Here is a 19762-nt window from a genome sequence, read left to right as displayed (position 1 = left end):
GTGCGCCCAAAAAGCTGTAGGATTTTGAATGAAGATAGTTATCGCCCCCGATTCCTTTAAAGAAAGCTTAAGCGCACTCGATGTAGCTAATGCGATCGAACAAGGCTTAACACAAGTGATCCCAGACTGTGAGATTGTCAAAATCCCCGTCGCCGACGGCGGCGAAGGCACTGTGCAATCTATGGTCGATGCCACTGGCGGCAGCATTGTCAATTTAGAGGTCATGGGGCCGCTCGGCCATAAAGTCAAAGCCCATTACGGCATTTTAGGCCAGCAAGCCAAAAACACGATTGCGGTGATTGAAATGGCCTCCGCCTCGGGTTTACACCATGTACCGAGGGACCAGCGTAACCCGCTGCTCACCACCAGTTATGGTACGGGCGAGCTGATTTGTGATGCGCTCAATCGCGGGATAAAACACATTATTTTAGGCTTAGGCGGCAGTGCGACCAATGATGGCGGCGCAGGTATGGCCCAAGCGCTGGATATTTTACTGCTGGATAAACAAGGTAAAACCTTAAGTGCGGGCGGCGCGGCGCTCTCTCAGCTTGCCAGTATCGATATGAGCCATGCTCATCCACTACTGAAAGAATGTACCTTTGAAGTGGCCTGCGATGTCGATAATCCGCTTTGCGGCGAGCGCGGCGCCTCGGCCATATTTGGCCCACAAAAAGGCGCAACACCCGAGATGGTGAGCACCTTAGATGCAGCACTAAGCCACTATGCCGATGTGATTGCCCAAAGCGGCGTCACCGATCACCGCAACCAAGCAGGTGCGGGCGCAGCGGGCGGTATGGGGCTGGGCGTAATGGCCTTTTTAGGCGCAGAGCTTAAACCCGGTGTCGAGATTGTGATGCAAACGGTGGGATTGGCAGACAAAATTCGCGGCGCGGATCTTGTTATCACGGGCGAAGGCCGAATCGATGGCCAGACCATCTTTGGCAAAACTCCTATGGGCGTCTTAAAACAAGCGCAGCTGCAAAATATTCCGACTATCGGAATTGCCGGTTGCCTTGGCGACAATGCTAATGCCGTGCTAGAGGAAGGTATGGCGGCGATTTTCCCCATCATTCCACACTTAAGTCCACTGGACGATGTACTGGCTAACGCCAAAACAAATCTGACCAATACCGCCCGTAACATTGCCGCGGTCTTGATGCTGGGCCAGCGTTAACTTTACCTTAGTGTTGTGATAGCTCACGACAGACACCCAAGGCGCTATTCATAGCGCCTTTGTTTATTCTGTAACCCAAGCACTAACTCAAGTGGTGTTTTAGTGCTTGATGCCTAAAAGGCCTTGCAGTAAAGTGAGCTCCCTTTTTGGTAATCCGTAAACGGGTTTAAGCGCCATGTATTTGGTTATACTCTTAATCACCTTTGCGGTTTCACTATAAGAATTAATAGACGGCAAGCCCCATGACCCAAAAACTCCCTCGCCAAGCCATCGCATCCGAAGACAGTTTGATGCGAATTTTCACTGTGCCCGAAGATGCGGAATCCACCTTAAGCATTATCGAGCAGAAGCTTTCCGAGGACTTAGCCGGCTTTTTGGGTGACAGCATTGCCGCGCTGGAAAAGCCGCTCTCCGAAATCGAGACCGATTTTCAAGCCTTTGAAATTCCAAGCCAGCCGCGTTTTGTCTCCGACTACACCGACGAAATCATGCAGAATCTCGTGGCGCATTCGGTGCATACGGCGGCGCCCAGTTTTATCGGCCATATGACCTCGGCACTGCCCTATTTCGTGTTGCCACTGTCGAAAATGATGGTGGGGCTGAATCAAAACTTGGTCAAAATCGAAACCTCCAAAGCTTTTACGCCGCTTGAGCGCCAAGTGCTCGGCATGATGCACCATTTGATTTACGCCCAAAATGATGATTTTTATCGTAATTGGATGCACAGCGCCAACCATTCCCTCGGCGCATTTTGCTCCGGCGGCACAGTGGCTAACATCACAGCCCTGTGGATTGCCCGCAACCAATTACTCAAGGCCGATGGCGACTTTAAAGGCGTGACCCGCGAAGGCTTAATCAAGGCGCTGCGCCACTATGGCTTCGATGATTTAGCGATTCTGGTCTCCGAGCGCGGCCACTACTCCTTAGGTAAGGCCGTCGATCTGCTCGGTATCGGTCGCGACAATATCATCAGCATCCCAACCGATGGCAATAATAAAGTCGATGTTGCCAAAATGCGCGAAGTCGCCGCCGAACTGGCGAATAAACGCATCAAAGTCATGGCGATTGTTGGGGTAGCAGGCACAACCGAGACGGGCAATATCGACCCACTGCGCGAACTTGCCGCCTTAGCAAGTGAGCTAAACTGCCACTTCCATGTGGATGCGGCTTGGGGCGGCGCAAGCCTATTATCCAATAGATACCGTCACTTGCTCGATGGTATTGAACTCGCTGACTCAGTCACCATCGATGCCCATAAGCAAATGTATGTCCCCATGGGCGCGGGTATGGTGTTATTTAAAAACCCTGAGTTTGCCCATGCCATTGCCCACCACGCCGAATATATTCTGCGTCGAGGCTCCAAGGATTTAGGCAGCCAAACGCTCGAAGGCTCACGCCCCGGCATGGCCATGTTAGTGCACGCCTGTTTGCAGATTATCGGCCGCGATGGTTACGAAATCCTGATCAATAACAGCCTTGAAAAAGCCCGTTATTTTGCCGAGCAAATCGACGCACACCCTGACTTTGAGCTAGTCACCGCGCCAGAGCTGTGCCTGCTCACCTATCGTTATGTACCCGCGGAGGTGCAGGCCGCCATGCAAGTGGCGATTGAACAAGGCGATAAGGTGAAACTCGCGCGCTTTAATGAGCTGCTCGATGGCCTAACCCAATTTATTCAAAAACACCAACGCGAACAGGGTAAATCCTTCGTCTCCCGTACCCGTATTCAACCCGCGCGCTACTTTAGACAGCCCACAGTGGTGTTTCGCGTCGTATTAGCTAATCCTTTGACTAGCCATGAGATCCTAAATCAAGTGCTTATCGAGCAAGGTGAAATTGCCGCTTTGGATAAAGAGTTTTTACCCGCGCTATTAGCTATGGCCAATGAATAGCGAGCGATTTAGCGTAAGCTTTAAATCTATTTCAAATACAGAGTGTTAATCGCAAACAGCCGCAAATATTTGCGGCTGTTTTTGTTTGCAGGCTAAATTGGCAGAAAGCTTGGTGAGATAACAAAGATTAAAGGTTTATGTTCAGTCGTGGATACGCCGAATTCCATTGCTTCCGTGACACGCCGTGAAGCCATCCATGGCGGCTCTGCGATGATATCCATATCATCGAAGGTCACGTCAGCAATCGAATCCGGCTTTGGAAAATTTCTGCATAATCAGTGGTTAGAGTGAATACTAATACGCCATCACAATGATGTTAAGACTAAATAAACATTTGGAATAGGCCATGACCACACTTACACTAATCTTACTGGTTATAATCCTCTCGAATTAAAGTAACATTTATCAGCACTCCCCTTTCCGAAGTATTTTTCGTACTCCTGAGCAGCATATGAGTCCATCATACCTGAGATATAGTCAGTAACTAAACGAGTTTTACAGTCGTTAATTGAGCGCAATTCTGGTGGGAGCAATATATTACTTTTATTATATTTTTCATCAGAATACACCTCGAATAAACCTCTAATAATTTGCTCACCACGTCGTTCATAGAGCTGAATGTCTTTCTTTCTAAGTATCGCTTTAAACAGTAATTTTTTAAGACCTTCCGCTAGTTTTGCATGGTGTTTATAACCCAAGCAACCACCCACTAGCCCAATGTCAGAGCATAAAGTATTAACTATTTTGGAGGTCAACTCTTTCTTTAGAACAATAGCATATTCTTCTGATGTACCGCTTCGGCTAGCTTTCATTGCTTCGGCTTGTGCATCTTGTGCAATTTTAGACATTGTAGGGTATGCGTCTTTAAATTTATCGCTAATGCTAAATTCATGAACAATTTCACCTAAGCTGATCATTCCAAAACTTAATGCGTCTTCTAAGTCATGAGCAGCGTAAGCAATTTCATCGGCTAAATCCATTATCTCCGCATCGATACTTTTGGTAACAGTAACCTCTTTGCTTTCAAGCTCTGCTTTTAAAAAATTATAATCAGAATCATATAAGAACTTTTTACTATTCTGTTGCTTATTAAAGAAGTATTTAGTTATAGCCATTAAAGTACGGACGTTAAGGTTTAACCCTTGATACGCATAATGTTTTTTCTCTAGTATTCGCAAAATCCTGAATGCTTGTGCATTCCCTTCATAACCACCACATCCACTACTCAATTCGTTAAGTACAATTTCACCATAATGCCCAAAAGGAGGATTACCAATATCATGTGCAAGGGAAGCAGTTTCAGCCACAACCGTATGTTGTAGTTTGAGATCATAAGCGATGGAACGAGCAATTTGTGCAACTTCTAAACTATGAGTAAGTCGATTTCGATTGAACTTATTAGCATCTACTCCCAATAATTGCATCTTGCCTTGCAAACGTCTAAACGATGAAGAATATAGAACTCTCGCATAGTCCCGCATCAAGTCATGACGGTTTACAGAACGACCATCATCGTGAACATGCACGCGATACTCTAATTTAGAGATTATATTCTCTTGCTCTTTTGCATAGTCAATTACTTCAATATCGTACATCAATTTACCCTTACTAAAAATCGAACTATTACTTTTAGTTCAGCAACATAATTTACTTTTGGAAGACATTCAATCTGCAATTTAATTTAGCGAGACACCCATTGTTAAATTTCTAAACGTGGTTGTAAGCATTACTCGGTTTGCTTTGCATGACTTGCAAACAACACAAAAGCGGAGGGAGTTCACCTCCCCTCGGAGTTGCCGCAGGGCGAATAGACAAATTGCGTGAGTCTTGCCATGGATGGCAAGCTAGCTTTCGCAGGTGCAGGGACGCATCCTTCGGAAGCGATAGCAAATTTGGCAATGAGCACAAGGGGCTTTCAACTCCGTTAGGGGCGTCTTGGAGCATCCAAGGAGGATAGGACGAGCAGTCCTCCTTGGTCGGGTGTGAGGTGAAGCCCCACGACTTTGACTTTGCTCTTAAATAAATTAACTAAGCAAGGTAGCTTAACGAGCCACCCATTGTTAAATCCTTGGCATATCCTAATTGTAAGTAACAGACCATCTTCCATACCAACGGCTTAATGGGATTGGGGTGCAGGGGTGAAACCCCATGACCTCGCTGTTGGTTTTTACACCATGACAGAGTAATCTAGCCAAAATCGACAATGGGGTGTTCTATGGACAGAAAATCGTTATTGCTAGTTACACTTATCCTGCCTTTTTCGGCCAATGCTGCCGTATACCAATGTGCCGACGGAAAATATCAGGCCGATCCCTGTGATGAAAATAGCCAACCCGTAGATCTCAGCGGCGTCGGTAGCGTCGTTAAAGGCCCTGATATTGCCCATGCAAACGCTGTTACTCACTCGGATAAAAAACAAGAAATTAGCGATTTTATTGATAAACAACGTATTAGCCGTGAAATCACTAAACTAGAGAACGACCGAAAACTCATTATCGACCAAAGGGATAAACGTATTGTTGAGCTGAGAAACGATAGAAGTTACGCCAATAACAATCTTGCCGGAGCGACTTGGGAGCAAAGCTTGGCACAAGAAATGTCGGCGGTGGCGCAGCAAGCTGATACACAGGTTGCGTCTATCGATAGGCAAATAGAACAATTACGACTCAAGTTAAAGTAGATAAAGCGCAGCCACTCAAGCTTCCCCATGCCAAATAGATAAAAACCAATACAAGGAATGGCGATGTACTTTATTGCGGCTTTTGGCCTATTGATGCTGTTCTTTAGCCTTGTAATGGTCATCAAGCCTGCGGCTTTCGCTAACGGTATTATCGCATTTAGCGAGCAGCCCTACTTCCATATTGTTGAGGTGGTTAGCCGAATTATTGCGGGTGTGATTTTTATCCAATATTGCGCCGATACCCGATTTCCACAGATCTTTTTGGCGATAGGCATTGTCTTACTCTGTGTGGGAATAGGCTTGGCATGCACGCCGCCGAGTAAACATCGTAAATTTGCCCTATGGTCAGCCCAAGCATTTAAGAATCAATTTCGCTTAATCGGTGTTGTTTCCGTCCCGCTGTCTTTGCTACTGATTTATGCCGCTGGCGTTGCCTAAAACTCAGTAATAATCCACCCAACTTTCACGACGTTAGCAACCAAGTGTAAAAGCGCAAGATTCGGGTCGAGTTGCATCCCCTAACCCTTCACTATGTTTCTATCGGCGCATATTGGCCGAGGCAATCAATGGAGACATATCTATGGCAGTGTTACAGGGAAAGGTCGCAATCATTACTGGGGCAAGTTCGGGGATTGGCTATGCCACCGCAAAACTTTTTGCCCGTGAAGGCGCAAAACTGGTACTGGGGGCGCGTCGCGGCGCCATATTGGCCTCATTGGTGGATGAGATCATCACTCAAGGCGGTGAAGCGGTTTATCTGGCGGGCGATGTGACCGACGAGGTGTATGCCAGTGATTTAGTGGCACTTGCCGTTGAGCAGTATGGTGGATTGGATATCGCCTTTAATAATGCCGGTATTAATGGTGAGTTAGGCGTAGATTCGGATGCGCTTAGCCGTGCCGAATGGGAAAACACCCTAACAACCAACCTTACCAGTGCATTTTTAGCGGCAAAATATCAATTGCCACAAATGCTTAAACGTGGCGCAGGGTCGATTATTTTTACATCTTCCTTTGTTGGCTATACCATAGGCTTTCCGCAAACGGCGGCCTATGCGGCGAGTAAAGCGGGGATGATTGGCTTAACCCAATCCTTGGCCGTTGAGTATGGCGCGCGCGGGATTAGAGTCAATGCGCTATTACCAGGCGGCACAGATACGCCGATGGGGCGGGAGTTTGCTAATACTCCAGAGGCCCTGGCCTTTGTGAAAAACCTCCATGCCCTCAAGCGCCTCGCAGATCCCGCGGAAATTGCCCAATCGGCGCTATATCTCGCCTCCGATGCGGCCAGTTTTACCACAGGGATCGCCTTATTGGTCGATGGTGGTGTGTCCATCTGTAAAACCTAGGGAATGGATAACGATGACCCAAGATTACGAACGAATTGCGCGTGCCATTGACTTTATTCGTCAGCATGTGGGTCATCAACCCTCACTGGCAGAGATTGCGGCGCACGTCCATTTAAGTGAATTCCATTTCCAGCGGCTCTTTAGTCGCTGGGCTGGGATCACTCCCAAACGTTACTTGCAGGCCTTAACCCTAGAGCGGGCAAAACAGTTATTGCTGCAGCCGTCCCACTCGACCTTAAGTGCCAGTTATGAGTTAGGCCTGAGCAGTGGCTCGCGCTTATACGATCATTTTGTGCAACTCGAGGCGGTCACCCCCTTCGAATATCGCCAGCAGGGTTTAGGGATCAGCATTGCCTATGGCTATCATCCTACGCCCTTCGGGTTGGCCTTTATCGCCCAAACGGCCCGGGGCATTTGCCAGTTTGATTTTGTCGATATGCAGCAAATTCAATCGCCATTGGAACGTCTAAAGCAGAGCTGGAGTCAGGCCACCATTTATGAAGACGCGGCGCAAACGGCAAGCTTAATTGATCACCTCTTTAGCCAGTACTTTGCGGGCTCGAGTGCCGCAGAGGTTAATTTAACAGCACCTAATACTCAGGCTATACACCAAGGCGAGCCAGCCCCGCTCTCACTCTGGGTAAAAGGCACTAACTTTCAGCTCAATGTGTGGCGCGCCCTGCTGAATTTACCTAAGGGAGAGGTCGCCTCCTACGGAGATATTGCCAAGGCCATTGGCAAGCCTAAGGCCTCACGCGCGGTCGGTACGGCGATTGGTGCCAATCCGGTGGCATTACTTATCCCCTGCCATAGAGTGCTACGCCAAAGTGGTGAACTTGGCGGTTATCGCTGGGGTGAAACCCGTAAACATGCCATATTGGCAAGGGAAGCGGCCTATTGTGAGTAAAAGATCTACCAGCAGGTGTAACTGAGCATTCCAGTGCTTAACGGCGCTCGACTCTTAACTTAGCTCTAATTCTAACTGCGCGACGACCCAATTCTTAACCATTAAATCAACAGGGAGGCAAACATGCCGACGCATTCCCCATCCCAAATGGGACCTAACCCGAATGACAAATCCCCCTTAAAAGGATTCCCTCAGGTGGGTTTTCTGAAGAACTTTATTAGCCGTGACAACATTATCGTCGGCGATTACACCTATTATGACGACCCTGCGGGGCCAGAACGTTTCGAGTCAAACGTGCTTTATCACTTTGACTTTATTGGCGATAAGCTGATTATTGGTAAATTTTGTGCCATTGCACGGGATGTTAAATTCATTATGAATGGCGCCAATCACCAAGTGTCGGGCTTTTCCACTTATCCCTTTTATATCTTCGGCAATGGTTGGGAGAAGGCGGCGCCAGCGCCCGAGGATTTACCCTTTAAGGGCGACACCCGCATAGGCCATGATGTGTGGATAGGTTATAACGCCACCATTATGCCTGGAGTAAACATTGGCCACGGCGCCATTATCGCCAGTCAAGCCGTGGTCACTAAGGATGTGCCGCCCTATGCCATCGTCGGCGGTAACCCCGCGACTGTGATTAAATTGCGATTCGAGCCAGAAGTAATAGACAAATTACTCGCCATTGCGTGGTGGGACTGGCCGATTGAGAAAATCAGCGAGCATTTACCTGCCATTGTAGGCGCCGATCTTAGTCAATTAGCCCGCTTGGCCGATGGGATACATACGCGGTCCTAAGCGTTGGTGTCAGAAAACAACGCACAGAACTTCCCAAAAAACACGGCAAAGCGCAATTTTGTACAAAAGTATCGAGGCGTTCTGGGTTACTATCTGGCAAAACAAGCGTTAAACGCCTTGGTCTTGATAAACCAACTCGCCCATTCATCCAGTCGATAAAGGAGGCCGAATGAACACTGAACATGCGGCCTACCACATAGCCAATGAGCTTGGGGGCCTTGAGCTACTTAATGCCCGCTACCATAAGCAAAATTTTAGTCGCCATACCCACGAAGGTTACACGGTTGGCGTGATTGAAACGGGTGCCCAGCGTTTTTATCGCACTGGTGGCAACCATATAGCACCCAAGCACAGCATTATTCTTGTCAATGCCGACGAAGTGCATAATGGTTGTAGCGCCACCGAGAACGGCTGGTCCTATCGTGCTATGTATCCCGTCCCTGCTCAATTTGCCAATATGACTCAGGAGTTCACTTCAAGTCGCGGCGCGCCCTATTTCCCGCAACCCGTAGTGCAGGATCCCGAGCTTGCCGAATTGCTGCGCCTCACTTTTAGCACCTTAGATACCTCGGACAATCGGCTATTGCGCGAAAGTCTGGTCTATTCGAGCCTGACGCAACTTATGACGCGCCATGGCCGAAATTATCCCAGTGAACACTTGGGGGCAAACGCTAAACCCGCATTAGCCTTGGTGAAATCCTTTATTGACGATCATCCCACGGCCGATATCTCCCTCGAAGAGTTGGCCACACTCGCGGGATTAAGCCCCTATTATTTGCTCAGACAATTTCAACGTTGTTATGGTCTGCCGCCCCACGCCTATCAGACTCAAGCTAGAGTCAGACTGGCAAAACAAAAAATAGGCCAAGGAATCAAACTGCTGGATGTTGCCATGGAATGTGGTTTCCATGATCAAAGCCATTTAAACCGCCATTTTAAAAAGACTGTCGGGATCACCCCAGGGCAATTTGCCAAGGAGATTGGCCGCAATATTATCCAAGCTTAAGCCCTGATTTTACGTTAGCCTTAACCCCTTATATTCTTTTTATCCCAGCCGTAGTGAGGAGTCAGAGTGTCTGAGCCGTATATTGTCCACCCCCACACATCCAGTAAGACCAAGGCGTTTTTCAAGGGCACACTCGCCATGTTGCCACTCACCATTGCCGTGGTGCCTTGGGGGATCCTCGCAGGCTCGTTCGCGATTGAGGTCGGTCTGACACCAATAGAAAGTCAGGCCATGTCGGCTATTATTTTTGCGGGCGCCGCACAATTGGTCGCACTCGGTATGGTTAAGGCGGGGATTGGTCTGTGGAGCATTTTAATCACGACTTTGCTGATCACTTCGCGTCACTTGCTGTATGCCATGGCGATGCGCAGCCAAATCAGCCCCTTATCACTGAAATGGCGCCTCACTCTGGGCTTTTTACTGACCGATGAACTCTTTGCCATCGCCAACCAAGGCAAGCTGCATAAATTCGATCCTTGGTACGCGCTGGGCGGCGGCCTGAGTTTTTACCTCGGTTGGAACCTCGCCACCCTGCTCGGCATTATCGCCGGCAATGCCATCGATAACTTGGGTGAATTAGGGCTCGACTTTGCCATTGCCGCAACCTTTATTGCTCTGGTTGTACCTACGGTGAAAAAGCCTTCCATCCTAGTCTGTGTGCTGGTTTCGCTCACCTTAGCCGTGGTATGCGCCGTACTGGATCTTCAGGCGGGACTGTTAATTGCCGCCCTCTCGGGAATGAGCGCTGGCGTGCTCTATGCCAAAGTCACGGGCGAAGATGAACCAGCCCCAAAAACCGACACGACTGCCACCCAAGCTGAGAAAACCCTATGATCTGGTTAATGATTTTTTCAATGGCGGCGATGGTGTTTATCAGTCGGCATTTACTGCTCGAGCCAAAACTACCGCTAAGGCTAAGTAAAAATACGCAGACCTTTTTGAGTTATTCGGCGCCCGCCGTACTCACGGCCATCTTTGCACCTATCGTATTCGTGCAGGAGGGAAAACTCGATTTAAGCTTAGATAACAGCTACTTGATATGCGCTGTGGTCGCAACGGTATTAGCATTTGTCACGCGTAATACCCTATTGACCACAGTGCTGAGTATGGGATTATTTTTCACTATTCATTAAGGCGTTAATCTTACCGTCTATACAACCGTAAAAATACCTTTAAGACAAAGCTAAAATACAAGAGAATAGTGACTTAATGATATTTTTCACATAAAGTCAAAAAGTCACTACTTGGATTGATTAAGAAGTCCTTGCCAACAATAGATGTCATTTCCGCCTCAGAAACCAGTGGATTATTAATCTTAAAAACGATCCTGCGATTAATATTGCTTTTTAATAAAAGATCACAGTGTCTTTGGTAAAAAAATGTATCAAACTGGCCATTTTCAATAATTCGCTGTAGGCCGACTTGTATTCTTTTTGCTAAACGAGGTTGACTTGGAGATACGTAATAATAGGTAGCTAATGGAATATAAAGTAAAATATTATCGTCTAAGATTAAATCGGGATATTTTTTATTAAATTGCTCCACTTCCTGAAAGATTTCATTAACTCCACGACCAAATGTAACAAAACGCCCAACAGATAACATATTGAATAAATTATCATATTGAGTGCTCTCTATCACATTGAATCCTGCTTTTTGCATGGCAACTTTAGTCGACCATTGACTACCCGAGCCCGTATCTAATGCCATTAACTCTGCTAAAGTCTTTACATTCGCCATCAGTGCTAAATTATCTTTCTTGATAATAAATAGTCTAAATCCTTGGATCCCTTTGCGGATTGGTATTTTTACGGGAATAAGCTGCTGATCCCAAGTAGCATTAGAGGCTTCTGCCATTACATTAATATTTTTACCTTCTAATAACTCCCTAAAGATTCGATTCCGACTCATAACAACACCAGACATCTCTAGCGTAGCCTCACCAAAATCATCCTTAGTTGCATCAATAACCAATGCCAATAGATCATAGGTATATTGATATCTATGATCATTATCGGACTCGGGAGGATTAATGATAAAAGCGTCAGTTGCGAATGACTGTGAAGGAAAAAAGCATGTACCAATATAAACCAGCATAATTAAAAAACTAAAATGCCTAAATATCATCATGTACATGCCCACTACATATATGAAAGCCGTCCCTATCGTTTGATTCTAGCAGAACGTATCAACAGCGAGTAATAGACTGCACTATTTTTGTGCATTTTGTGAATCCATCTGGCAAATATAATCCTCTAATTCCTGCCCGGGCGTCGGGTCAAAATGGCGGTTAAGCCTTAATAATCCAGTAATACGATCGACCCGAAAGTTACGAAAATCTTGGCGCAATTCACACCAGGTCAGCAAGGTCCAAGTGCCACGCCAAAAATAGATGGCGAGCGGCCGCACTTCGCGCTCGGTCAGGGCTTGATTCACATCTTGATAGAAGAGTTTGACGTATTCACGGCGCTGTGCCGCATTACGCAGCGGATCGAGAAACTGAAACTCGTTGGAATCTAAATAAAAATCCGGCGAAAACATCAAGGATTGATAGGCTTGCAAACGCTTAGGTAGCACGGCTTCCACTTTTATCATCGCCTGACGCGCCGCACTGCCAAGCTCTTTGCCGCCCCATGTTTGCACCATGCGCATGCCGACTTGAATCGCCTCTAATTCGGCCTCGTTAAACATCAGTGGCGGCACATTCACTTCGTGGCGCAATAGATAGCCCACGCCCGCTTCCCCTTCAATGGGAATGCCGCTCAAACACAAATCCTGCACATCGCGGTACACTGTGCGGGTCGATACTTCTAAACGATCCGCCAGCTCTTGGGCGGTCGTCAGTCGTCGATGTTTAAGAATTTGCACTATTTGAAATAGGCGGTCGGCACGGCGCATGGACAGTAATCACACCTTAAATTGGCTTGGCTGCGAAAGTTAAGGGATCTTACCCGCTAAAGTGGGCCAGCCCAAGCGATAGTGTATTGGCACAGTGTTATTGATTCAGCCTACACAATCCCGATATAAATCTCGACCTTATCGGCGCTTCGATACACTTCAAAATCCGTTTGATAATCACGCTGGTGCGGGCAATCAGGCGCACTAAAGTAGTGCCAAATCTGTCCCCAAAGATCAACCACGCAGTGGGGCATTTCCCCCTCGGCACTGAACTTAAGGTAATTTCCCTCACGTAGCAGCAACGCAGTAAAAGGGCCGGTCTCGCTGACAGACTCAACGCTTTTACCCACTAAAACCGAATAGTCTCCCGTCATATCGGATTCATAGTCGTAGTAAACCCCATACATGGGAGAGTAGAGCATCGTCGTGAGTTGTGATGACTCAAAGAATGTCTGCCAAAGCGCTGCAATCTTGCCGCCCTCAGCCGCCATTTCGGCGTTATTATTGGTGCGCGTACTCAGCCCAAGCATAGGTTGAGCCGCCATAAAAACCTGTTCCATTATCCTTTCACCTTCATCACTGAAATTTGCTGTTGCTTGTTTAAGGCTATCGCTAGACGTTATTGCTCGTCGCTATTATCCGCAGAACTGACTTTATCCACTTAAATTAAAGAACTGCTTAAAAATCAGTACCAAGAGCCGTGCCAAGGCACGACTCTTTAGGATATTCATTACTGATTTTGCGACCAGAGACCGACTTTATTGCCTTCGCTATCCACAAACAGCGCGATATAACCACAACTGCCGCCCTTGATAGGCGTCACAGGCAATAACATAGTCACATTGGCGGCCACGAGTTTATCCACTAAAGGTTGCAATTGCGCGCTGAAATGCAGGTATACAGTGCTACCATCCATCGACGGTTTGCTCATGCTGCATTTAACCAAACCAATGCTGGCGGCGCCTTCATCCTCTGTTTCAATCGTGGCGTATTGCATGTCTTCCATATCGTCACGCTTAAATTCAACCCCGAAATGTTGTTGATAAAAAGCGATGGCACGATCCATATCACTGACAGGAATTTCACCCCAGACTAACGGTGCAATTGATAACATTTTCACTTTCTCCTTGTTGAAAAATGCCAATGATTCATCATGTTATAAGAGTAAATCACCAGCGGACGACAACAAGAATAAAACAAGGCTACTGACAACATCATGTCAGTAGCCTTTGAGTGAAGCTGATTTTATTGAGTGCGCTCAAGGCGCTTATTTAGGCAAACTCGCCTGATGGGCTGAGATAAATGCGTCCATCGCCTGAGTTGCCCGTGCTTGGGCGCTGGCCAAGGTGTCTTGCGCCGTCATAGGCTCAACCACCTCGTAATAGCACTTAATTTTAGGCTCAGTGCCCGACGGCCGTACTATCACCCGCGCGCCATTTGCTAAGCGGTAAGTTAATACATCACTGGCGGGCAGATTGATTTTCTCGACCTTGCCATCGGCAAAACGGCGCTCTAACGCCTTGAGATCATCAGTAGACACCACGGCATGCTCACCAATTGCTAACGGCGGATGTTCACGCAGATAGGCGCCGATATTGGGCGTGTCGGGTTTTAAGGCAATGCTGACTTGGGCATTGAGATGGAACCCCTGCTCGCGGTAAATCTGCTCGAGTCTATCCCAAATGGTTTGCCCTTTGGCGGCAAGCTCGGCGGTTAATTGGGCGAAGGCGACGAGAGCAGACAAGCCGTCCTTATCCCACACCATGCTACCCACGGTGTAACCCAGTGCCTCTTCGTAGGCAAACAGAAATTGATTGTCAGGCTGACTCTGCGCAATTCCCACATTCATCAGCCACTTAAAACCGGTGAGCGTGGTATAGCTTTCAACGCCAAAGCCTTTGGCAATTTTAGATAACAAACTAGAAGACACTATGGTAGTGCCCACCAGACGTTGATCCTTGCTCGCATGGCTTAACAGATAATGACCAAAGAGCACGCCTACTTGGTCACCCGTTAGCATTTGATATTCGCCATCATCTTTGCGTACAGCAACCGCAAATCTATCGGCATCGGGGTCATTGGCACAGGCGAGCATGGTGCCATGCTTTTTCGCTTCGGCGATGACTAAGTCCATCGCGCCCTTTTCTTCCGGATTAGGGAAGTTAACCGTTGGGAAATCCCCATCGGGCTCGCGCTGCGCCGCCACCGAATACACTTGGGTAAAACCCGCATCCTTGAGCACGGTTTCCGCCATTTCAGCGCCCACACCGTGCATGGCGGTATAGGCAAGGCTGACCTTTTCGGGCGCTGTGTTATTTTGCAGCACATTGGCGTGCCTCACGCCGCGGCGATAGGTTTCGTAATAATCCTCCTGCAACCAAATAAGCTTGCCCTGTTTGGTAGCCTCCACCTGATCCATAAACGGAATAGCTTGGGTTGCCGCCAGCTCAATCTTAGCGGCGATGCCTGAGTCATGGGGCGGGATAATCTGCGCGCCGTTTTCCCAATACACTTTGTAGCCGTTGTATTGTGGTGGGTTATGGCTGGCGGTCACCACAATGCCCGCAGCGGCATTAAAATGCTTAACCCCAAAGGCCACCAGCGGCGTTGGCGCGACTTTGGCGGTGAGTCGCACCTTAATGCCCATCGCGGTAAGCACACTGGCGGTATCATGGGCGAAAGTGCGTGAATCGTGGCGGCCATCGTAACCAATCACGACCCCGCGCTCGGCCGCATCTTTAATTTGTTCGAGTAAATAGGCACCAAGCCCAGCTGATGTTTGACGGATCACTAGGCGATTCATGCCCATGGGACCTGCACCCACCACACCGCGTAATCCGGCGGTTCCAAATTCTAAACGTCCCGCAAAACGAGCTTCGAGTTCGGCATCATTTCCGGCATCGATTAAGGCTTGCAGTTGTGCCTGAGTACGGGGATCGGGGTCATTTTCGAGCCAATGCTTAACCTGTAATTGCAAATGGGTATTCATAGGGGGCCTCAGTGAAAATCATTTTCAATTACCTTAGGAAAATCCATGCCGAAGAACAAGCAAATTTGCACTAATTTCACCGTCATCCCATGAGTTTTAATCTTTCAGGATTAGTTTTTGAGCGATTTAACCATTGATTTACAAAGTAAAATCAATACTCTTGGAGATTCACATAACTGGACGCTAACCCAGCCCTAAGCAATACAAGCGTCTTACGCTTAGTTGCTTAATAGCCCTAGAACGGTGAAGCTAAATAACCGCTAACAGAATAAAATACGCACTATCCATGCTTTAAGCCAGATAGTGCGTGAGTTGTAGAGCCGTTTTGATTAGGACATGTGAAGTTTCGAAATTCAATATTGCCCCTTGTGGCAGGGCTTGATTGGCATTTCTGCACTGTTATTGTCCAATAAAGGAGAATAACGACATTGCATGAACATTGCCTTGCAGAAACACCAAGCTATTTCGGCAAAAATTCCCAAAACATCAACACGCCCTAGTCATTTACAGTTTAAAGATGTTGTCCCTCGCGTCGCGGTCAATCAATTTCACAAAGGGATCGACACCGACATAGCTTGGTTTTTCATCCAACGTAAGAGTGAGTTTATTTTCGCCACTGACTAAATGATGTTTTTCAAGCAACAAAATTTGCTTTTCATCTTTTAGCTTATCTGGGTCCACACTAAATGCCCCGATATCAACCTGCATATCCAAAGGCTGTTCGGTTTCTTCACCTTTACCACTGGCAACTTTACGACTCGCATAAATAGTTAATTCAACTTGCGTTTTTCCATTAGGAAGAACCGTTGCCACTGCATTCGTTAACCGCAAATCATAGAGCGTGATCTCATTAAAAGATTCATCGATAAACCGAGACTGAATATCATCGGTCCCCTGCTTGAGATAACTCACTAAATCTACTGTGGTAGGGAAAGGATCATTACGGTACTGATAGCGAGTTAAGAAGGCTTTGAGATTAGCGTTTAGCTTAGCTTCACCCAACACATCCTTAATAGCCATCATCACCACAGAACCTTTTTGGTAATGAATGTACTGCTGGTTTTCACTACGCAATAACGGCTGTTCTTTTATCGATTCAGATGAGCGGCCACGCAGATAGCGATCAAGCTCATATTTCAAGAACTTGCGGATCATTTTATCGCCATACTTATGCTCTAACACCATCAGCGCCGAATACTGTGACAGACTTTCAGAGATCACCGCACTGCCCTGAACATCCGCAGCCCCCACTTGGTGTCCCCACCACTGGTGAGCGACTTCATGGGCAGTGACATAATATACAGGGTCGATATTATCCTCATTGCGTAAATCGGTAATAAAGCCAATACGCTCTGAGTAAGGCACAGTATTCGCGAAACTTTGTGCGAAACTTCGGTATCCAGGAAACTCCATAATACGCATTTGTTTATGCTGATACGGGCCAAATGCCGTAGTGTAATAATCGATTGAATCCTTCACCGACTCCACCATCCGAGCTACGTTCCAAGGATGATCCACATGGTAATAGACCTCTACGGCAATCCCATTATGTTCAACCTTTTCAACTTGATAGCGACCGGAGATAATGGCATAGAAGTTCACCATTGGACTGTCCATTAAATAATGGAAGTACTGGCGACCATCTTGCTGCCACTGCTTTTGCAAATAACCTGGCGCGAGGGCAATTTGATCCGCACTGGTCGAAACCGTCGCTTCAAATTGGATAAAGTCGCCATCTACGCCAAAGAAGTTTTGTCGATAATAACGACTGTCTTCCAGCTTGTTCGCCCGCTCTTTTTCTGTCAGTCCGCGTTTTTGGCGCTCATGGCGATCCATAAGCTCGTAACCATCTTGATAACCAAATAAGGGTAATAGCTCAAGATTATTGATAAAAGTGCCATTTTCTACGACAGACAAATCAAAACCAGACTCGGCAATACCGACAGACTCACGCACTAATTCGATATTTCCTGCAACTGTCTGCCCCGGCAACACTGGCGCAGAAAAACTTAACCAGGTATTACGGAAACGACGATCAAACTCGCCTAACGTCGCATTAGGAATAGTGATCTTTACCGTGTCAGCTTGGGTGTGCTCGGGCAGTTGCACCAGCATCTTTTCAATTGGCTTATCCGATTTATTTTGCCATTCAAACATTACCTTAGCGGCTATTTTGCGTTGCTCAGGAAAAATATCGATATTCGCATTAACCTTAGTGGTCACTAAAATAGGCATGCCTTGATATTGCTTGAACGTCTTTTCGTAATCGGCTTGTAAATCTGTGGTTTCGTCTTGGGTAAGGTAATGATTAACCACCTTAGTTTGATAGAACAGGTAACTACCAGATCCAATAAATACCACTAAGCCCGCCACAACGATGGCCTTGCCACTGAGACCAAGCTGATAACCCAATAATCCTAATCGAGTTTTAAGACTTTGTTGCGGTCCTCTGTGGTATAAACCATAGCCCAACACGAACAGTATTAAGCTAAAAGCGCCCCAATAAATCATGTACAAACTATGGCTTAGCAGACCCCAACCATAGCCGTTCATATCCGAGTAACTTAAGCTAGGTGATTGGGCAAAGTTATACAAACTATGGCCAAATCCCCAATTTGCCATCACGAATGTCGTCAGGTAATAAGCCACAAACAGCCCCATACCTGCATATTTGTTCGGGCTAAGCACTTGTAAGAAAAATGCCAGTATTGAAGAGAGTAATAATGGCAGTAAATAATAAAACCCAAGACGAATAAGGTATTGAGATATTTCTAAATTACCTTGGCCCTTTATCAGTTGGAACACTATTGTGGTTGACATCGCCAGCACATACAGCAAGGTCATCACAATAAGTACTGCAACTAACTTTGACGCCCAAAAACATAGATTAGACACAGGCGCACTATCAACAATATCCCCCATGCCAGAGGTACGTTCGCGCCAGACAATTTCAGCGCTGTAATAAATCAGTACGATAACCATTAATAATCCGGTCGCACCGGCAATGTTATCCACCATATCCTGAGTTAAAGGCCAGTTAGAGGTACCGTACCATCCAAAATCATCAAACATTGGGCCAACTAAGTTGAATACTGTTAACACCCCTAGTACCAAAAAGGGGGCAGTTAACAGCACTTGCTTCACCTCAAACTTAACCCGAGTCCAAAATTGCAAGCGCGCGTTGATTTCAGTGCGAGTCGATAGCCCAGATAAAGGGACTAATTCAGGGATCTTTTCAACTTTGATGGATTTTTTATCGCGTTTTTTCGTTAATGTGGGCTGGCGGAAAATTCCTGACAAAGCCAGTAATACGCAGGCGATCGCAAGCCACAGCGCTCGATTTTGTAGCACGAGTCCTGACAATTCGAGTAACTGGTGATTCTTCTCACTAATCGTCCAATAACGGGTCACTTCATCGAACGTGCGCAGTGCAAAGGGGTCGAGTAATGCCGCGATAGTACGATACTGCGGTTGGCTCGCCATTTCACCTGTCAGCGTGTAAAGCACCAACATAGCCACGGCCGTCAAATATAAGGCCATCAAAGATCGGAAACGGCTTGCCATGGCATAAAATAGGCATGAAATCAGCAGTAAACTTGGAACCGATAACTGAAAATAAGGTATCAAATAGTGGCTAAGGACAAAGGGCCCAAAGCGACTCCCGTCAACCCAAGGCATAAATGAACCTAATATCAAGCCAATAGGTACAAAGGCGAATACGGCAAGCACTACCATAAAGCTGCCTAAAAAACGCCCAAATTGATAGGCGAAAGGCGATAGCGGTTTACTGTAAATCAGCTCCTCCATTAAATGCTGATGATTACGAATGGCGGTGCTACCGACAAAATTTACAACAGCAAACATAGAAATAAGCCCCATGATGAGCAAGGTTTGGCTAATACCAAAAGGGCTATTTTTCAACACTTCACCACCGCTACCAATTTGAATATTATTGGAGGCAACTGATAAAAAGCTCATTAAAAACAATAACAAAGAAACAACATAAAATGATGGCTGACGCAAATAATAACGCCACTCAAATCTCAACATAGATAACAGCATAGGGAGTC

At 46.9% G+C, this 19762-nt stretch carries 17 protein-coding genes; 10 read left to right on the top strand and 7 right to left on the bottom strand.

Annotated features, from left to right (window positions below):
• Nucleotides 1–28: 28 nt before the first annotated feature.
• Nucleotides 29–1174, top strand: a complete 1146-nt coding sequence (locus SHD_RS12760; protein ID WP_023267500.1) for a glycerate kinase — start codon at nt 29–31, stop codon at nt 1172–1174.
• 242 nt (nt 1175–1416) lie between these two features.
• Complete coding sequence (panP, locus tag SHD_RS12755) at nt 1417–3066, top strand: pyridoxal-dependent aspartate 1-decarboxylase PanP (protein ID WP_023267499.1); 1650 nt, start codon at nt 1417–1419, stop codon at nt 3064–3066.
• Nucleotides 3067–3440: 374 nt separating this feature from the next.
• Here panP and SHD_RS12750 read toward each other — a convergent pair whose 3' ends face one another.
• Nucleotides 3441–4661, bottom strand: a complete 1221-nt coding sequence (locus SHD_RS12750; RefSeq protein ID WP_023267498.1) for a deoxyguanosinetriphosphate triphosphohydrolase family protein — start codon at nt 4659–4661, stop codon at nt 3441–3443.
• A gap of 620 nt (nt 4662–5281) precedes the next feature.
• Here SHD_RS12750 and SHD_RS12745 point away from each other — a divergent pair.
• The 8 genes from SHD_RS12745 (at nt 5282) to SHD_RS12710 (ending at nt 10938) form a co-directional block, all read left to right on the top strand.
• Nucleotides 5282–5746: a hypothetical protein gene (locus tag SHD_RS12745; protein WP_023267497.1), complete on the top strand. Its 465-nt coding sequence runs from the start codon at nt 5282–5284 to the stop codon at nt 5744–5746.
• 63 nt (nt 5747–5809) lie between these two features.
• Nucleotides 5810–6184 carry a hypothetical protein gene (locus SHD_RS12740; protein ID WP_039978324.1) on the top strand — a complete coding sequence of 125 codons (375 nt, stop codon included), beginning with the start codon at nt 5810–5812 and terminating at the stop codon, nt 6182–6184.
• Between the two features lie 142 nt (nt 6185–6326).
• The gene (locus tag SHD_RS12735) at nt 6327–7094 is read left to right on the top strand and encodes an SDR family oxidoreductase (protein WP_023267495.1); all 768 of its coding nucleotides are present in this window, start codon (nt 6327–6329) and stop codon (nt 7092–7094) included.
• Between the two features lie 13 nt (nt 7095–7107).
• Nucleotides 7108–8001, top strand: coding sequence for a bifunctional transcriptional activator/DNA repair enzyme AdaA (locus tag SHD_RS12730; RefSeq protein WP_023267494.1), 894 nt, complete (start codon nt 7108–7110; stop codon nt 7999–8001).
• Nucleotides 8002–8148: 147 nt separating this feature from the next.
• Nucleotides 8149–8799: a Vat family streptogramin A O-acetyltransferase gene (locus SHD_RS12725; protein WP_023267493.1), complete on the top strand. Its 651-nt coding sequence runs from the start codon at nt 8149–8151 to the stop codon at nt 8797–8799.
• A 169-nt stretch (nt 8800–8968) separates the two neighbouring features.
• Nucleotides 8969–9805: an AraC family transcriptional regulator gene (locus tag SHD_RS12720; protein WP_023267492.1), complete on the top strand. Its 837-nt coding sequence runs from the start codon at nt 8969–8971 to the stop codon at nt 9803–9805.
• 138 nt (nt 9806–9943) lie between these two features.
• Nucleotides 9944–10639: an AzlC family ABC transporter permease gene (locus tag SHD_RS12715; protein WP_235056967.1), complete on the top strand. Its 696-nt coding sequence runs from the start codon at nt 9944–9946 to the stop codon at nt 10637–10639.
• Nucleotides 10636–10938, top strand: a complete 303-nt coding sequence (locus tag SHD_RS12710) for an AzlD domain-containing protein (protein ID WP_023267490.1) — start codon at nt 10636–10638, stop codon at nt 10936–10938. The genes SHD_RS12715 and SHD_RS12710 overlap by 4 nt, the downstream gene beginning before the upstream one ends.
• Before the next feature lie 73 nt (nt 10939–11011).
• Here the strand turns inward: SHD_RS12710 and SHD_RS12705 are convergent, their stop codons facing one another.
• The 6 genes from SHD_RS12705 to SHD_RS12680 form a co-directional block, all read right to left on the bottom strand.
• Nucleotides 11012–11941, bottom strand: a complete 930-nt coding sequence (locus SHD_RS12705; RefSeq protein ID WP_023267489.1) for a hypothetical protein — start codon at nt 11939–11941, stop codon at nt 11012–11014.
• Nucleotides 11942–12016: 75 nt separating this feature from the next.
• The gene (locus SHD_RS12700) at nt 12017–12703 is read right to left on the bottom strand and encodes a helix-turn-helix transcriptional regulator (RefSeq protein WP_023267488.1); all 687 of its coding nucleotides are present in this window, start codon (nt 12701–12703) and stop codon (nt 12017–12019) included.
• Nucleotides 12704–12813: 110 nt separating this feature from the next.
• Nucleotides 12814–13263 (bottom strand): GyrI-like domain-containing protein, encoded by a 450-nt coding sequence (locus SHD_RS12695; RefSeq protein ID WP_023267487.1) that lies wholly within the window; start codon nt 13261–13263, stop codon nt 12814–12816.
• A 170-nt stretch (nt 13264–13433) separates the two neighbouring features.
• On the bottom strand, nt 13434–13817 hold the full coding sequence (locus tag SHD_RS12690; protein WP_039978319.1) for a VOC family protein: 384 nt from the start codon (nt 13815–13817) through the stop codon (nt 13434–13436).
• A gap of 153 nt (nt 13818–13970) precedes the next feature.
• On the bottom strand, nt 13971–15692 hold the full coding sequence (locus SHD_RS12685; RefSeq protein WP_023267485.1) for a phospho-sugar mutase: 1722 nt from the start codon (nt 15690–15692) through the stop codon (nt 13971–13973).
• Nucleotides 15693–16196: 504 nt separating this feature from the next.
• Nucleotides 16197–19754 carry an ABC transporter permease/M1 family aminopeptidase gene (locus SHD_RS12680; RefSeq protein WP_039978317.1) on the bottom strand — a complete coding sequence of 1186 codons (3558 nt, stop codon included), beginning with the start codon at nt 19752–19754 and terminating at the stop codon, nt 16197–16199.
• Nucleotides 19755–19762: the final 8 nt, after the last annotated feature.

The organism is Shewanella decolorationis S12 (assembly GCF_000485795.1).
Lineage (GTDB): Bacteria > Pseudomonadota > Gammaproteobacteria > Enterobacterales > Shewanellaceae > Shewanella > Shewanella decolorationis.
This window is presented reverse-complemented; position numbering and strand designations above follow the sequence as displayed.

Coding starts and splice junctions, on each gene's coding strand:
- SHD_RS12730 (WP_023267494.1), top strand. CDS start 7,108: ATGACCCAAGATTACGAACGAATTGCGCGTGCCATTGACTTTATTCGT.
- SHD_RS12740 (WP_039978324.1), top strand. CDS start 5,810: ATGTACTTTATTGCGGCTTTTGGCCTATTGATGCTGTTCTTTAGCCTT.
- SHD_RS12720 (WP_023267492.1), top strand. CDS start 8,969: ATGAACACTGAACATGCGGCCTACCACATAGCCAATGAGCTTGGGGGC.
- SHD_RS12695 (WP_023267487.1), bottom strand. CDS start 13,263: ATGGAACAGGTTTTTATGGCGGCTCAACCTATGCTTGGGCTGAGTACG.
- panP (WP_023267499.1), top strand. CDS start 1,417: ATGACCCAAAAACTCCCTCGCCAAGCCATCGCATCCGAAGACAGTTTG.
- SHD_RS12715 (WP_235056967.1), top strand. CDS start 9,944: ATGTTGCCACTCACCATTGCCGTGGTGCCTTGGGGGATCCTCGCAGGC.
- SHD_RS12685 (WP_023267485.1), bottom strand. CDS start 15,692: ATGAATACCCATTTGCAATTACAGGTTAAGCATTGGCTCGAAAATGAC.
- SHD_RS12700 (WP_023267488.1), bottom strand. CDS start 12,703: ATGCGCCGTGCCGACCGCCTATTTCAAATAGTGCAAATTCTTAAACAT.
- SHD_RS12705 (WP_023267489.1), bottom strand. CDS start 11,941: ATGTACATGATGATATTTAGGCATTTTAGTTTTTTAATTATGCTGGTT.
- SHD_RS12735 (WP_023267495.1), top strand. CDS start 6,327: ATGGCAGTGTTACAGGGAAAGGTCGCAATCATTACTGGGGCAAGTTCG.
- SHD_RS12760 (WP_023267500.1), top strand. CDS start 29: ATGAAGATAGTTATCGCCCCCGATTCCTTTAAAGAAAGCTTAAGCGCA.
- SHD_RS12680 (WP_039978317.1), bottom strand. CDS start 19,754: ATGCTGTTATCTATGTTGAGATTTGAGTGGCGTTATTATTTGCGTCAG.
- SHD_RS12690 (WP_039978319.1), bottom strand. CDS start 13,817: ATGTTATCAATTGCACCGTTAGTCTGGGGTGAAATTCCTGTCAGTGAT.
- SHD_RS12745 (WP_023267497.1), top strand. CDS start 5,282: ATGGACAGAAAATCGTTATTGCTAGTTACACTTATCCTGCCTTTTTCG.
- SHD_RS12750 (WP_023267498.1), bottom strand. CDS start 4,661: ATGTACGATATTGAAGTAATTGACTATGCAAAAGAGCAAGAGAATATA.
- SHD_RS12710 (WP_023267490.1), top strand. CDS start 10,636: ATGATCTGGTTAATGATTTTTTCAATGGCGGCGATGGTGTTTATCAGT.
- SHD_RS12725 (WP_023267493.1), top strand. CDS start 8,149: ATGGGACCTAACCCGAATGACAAATCCCCCTTAAAAGGATTCCCTCAG.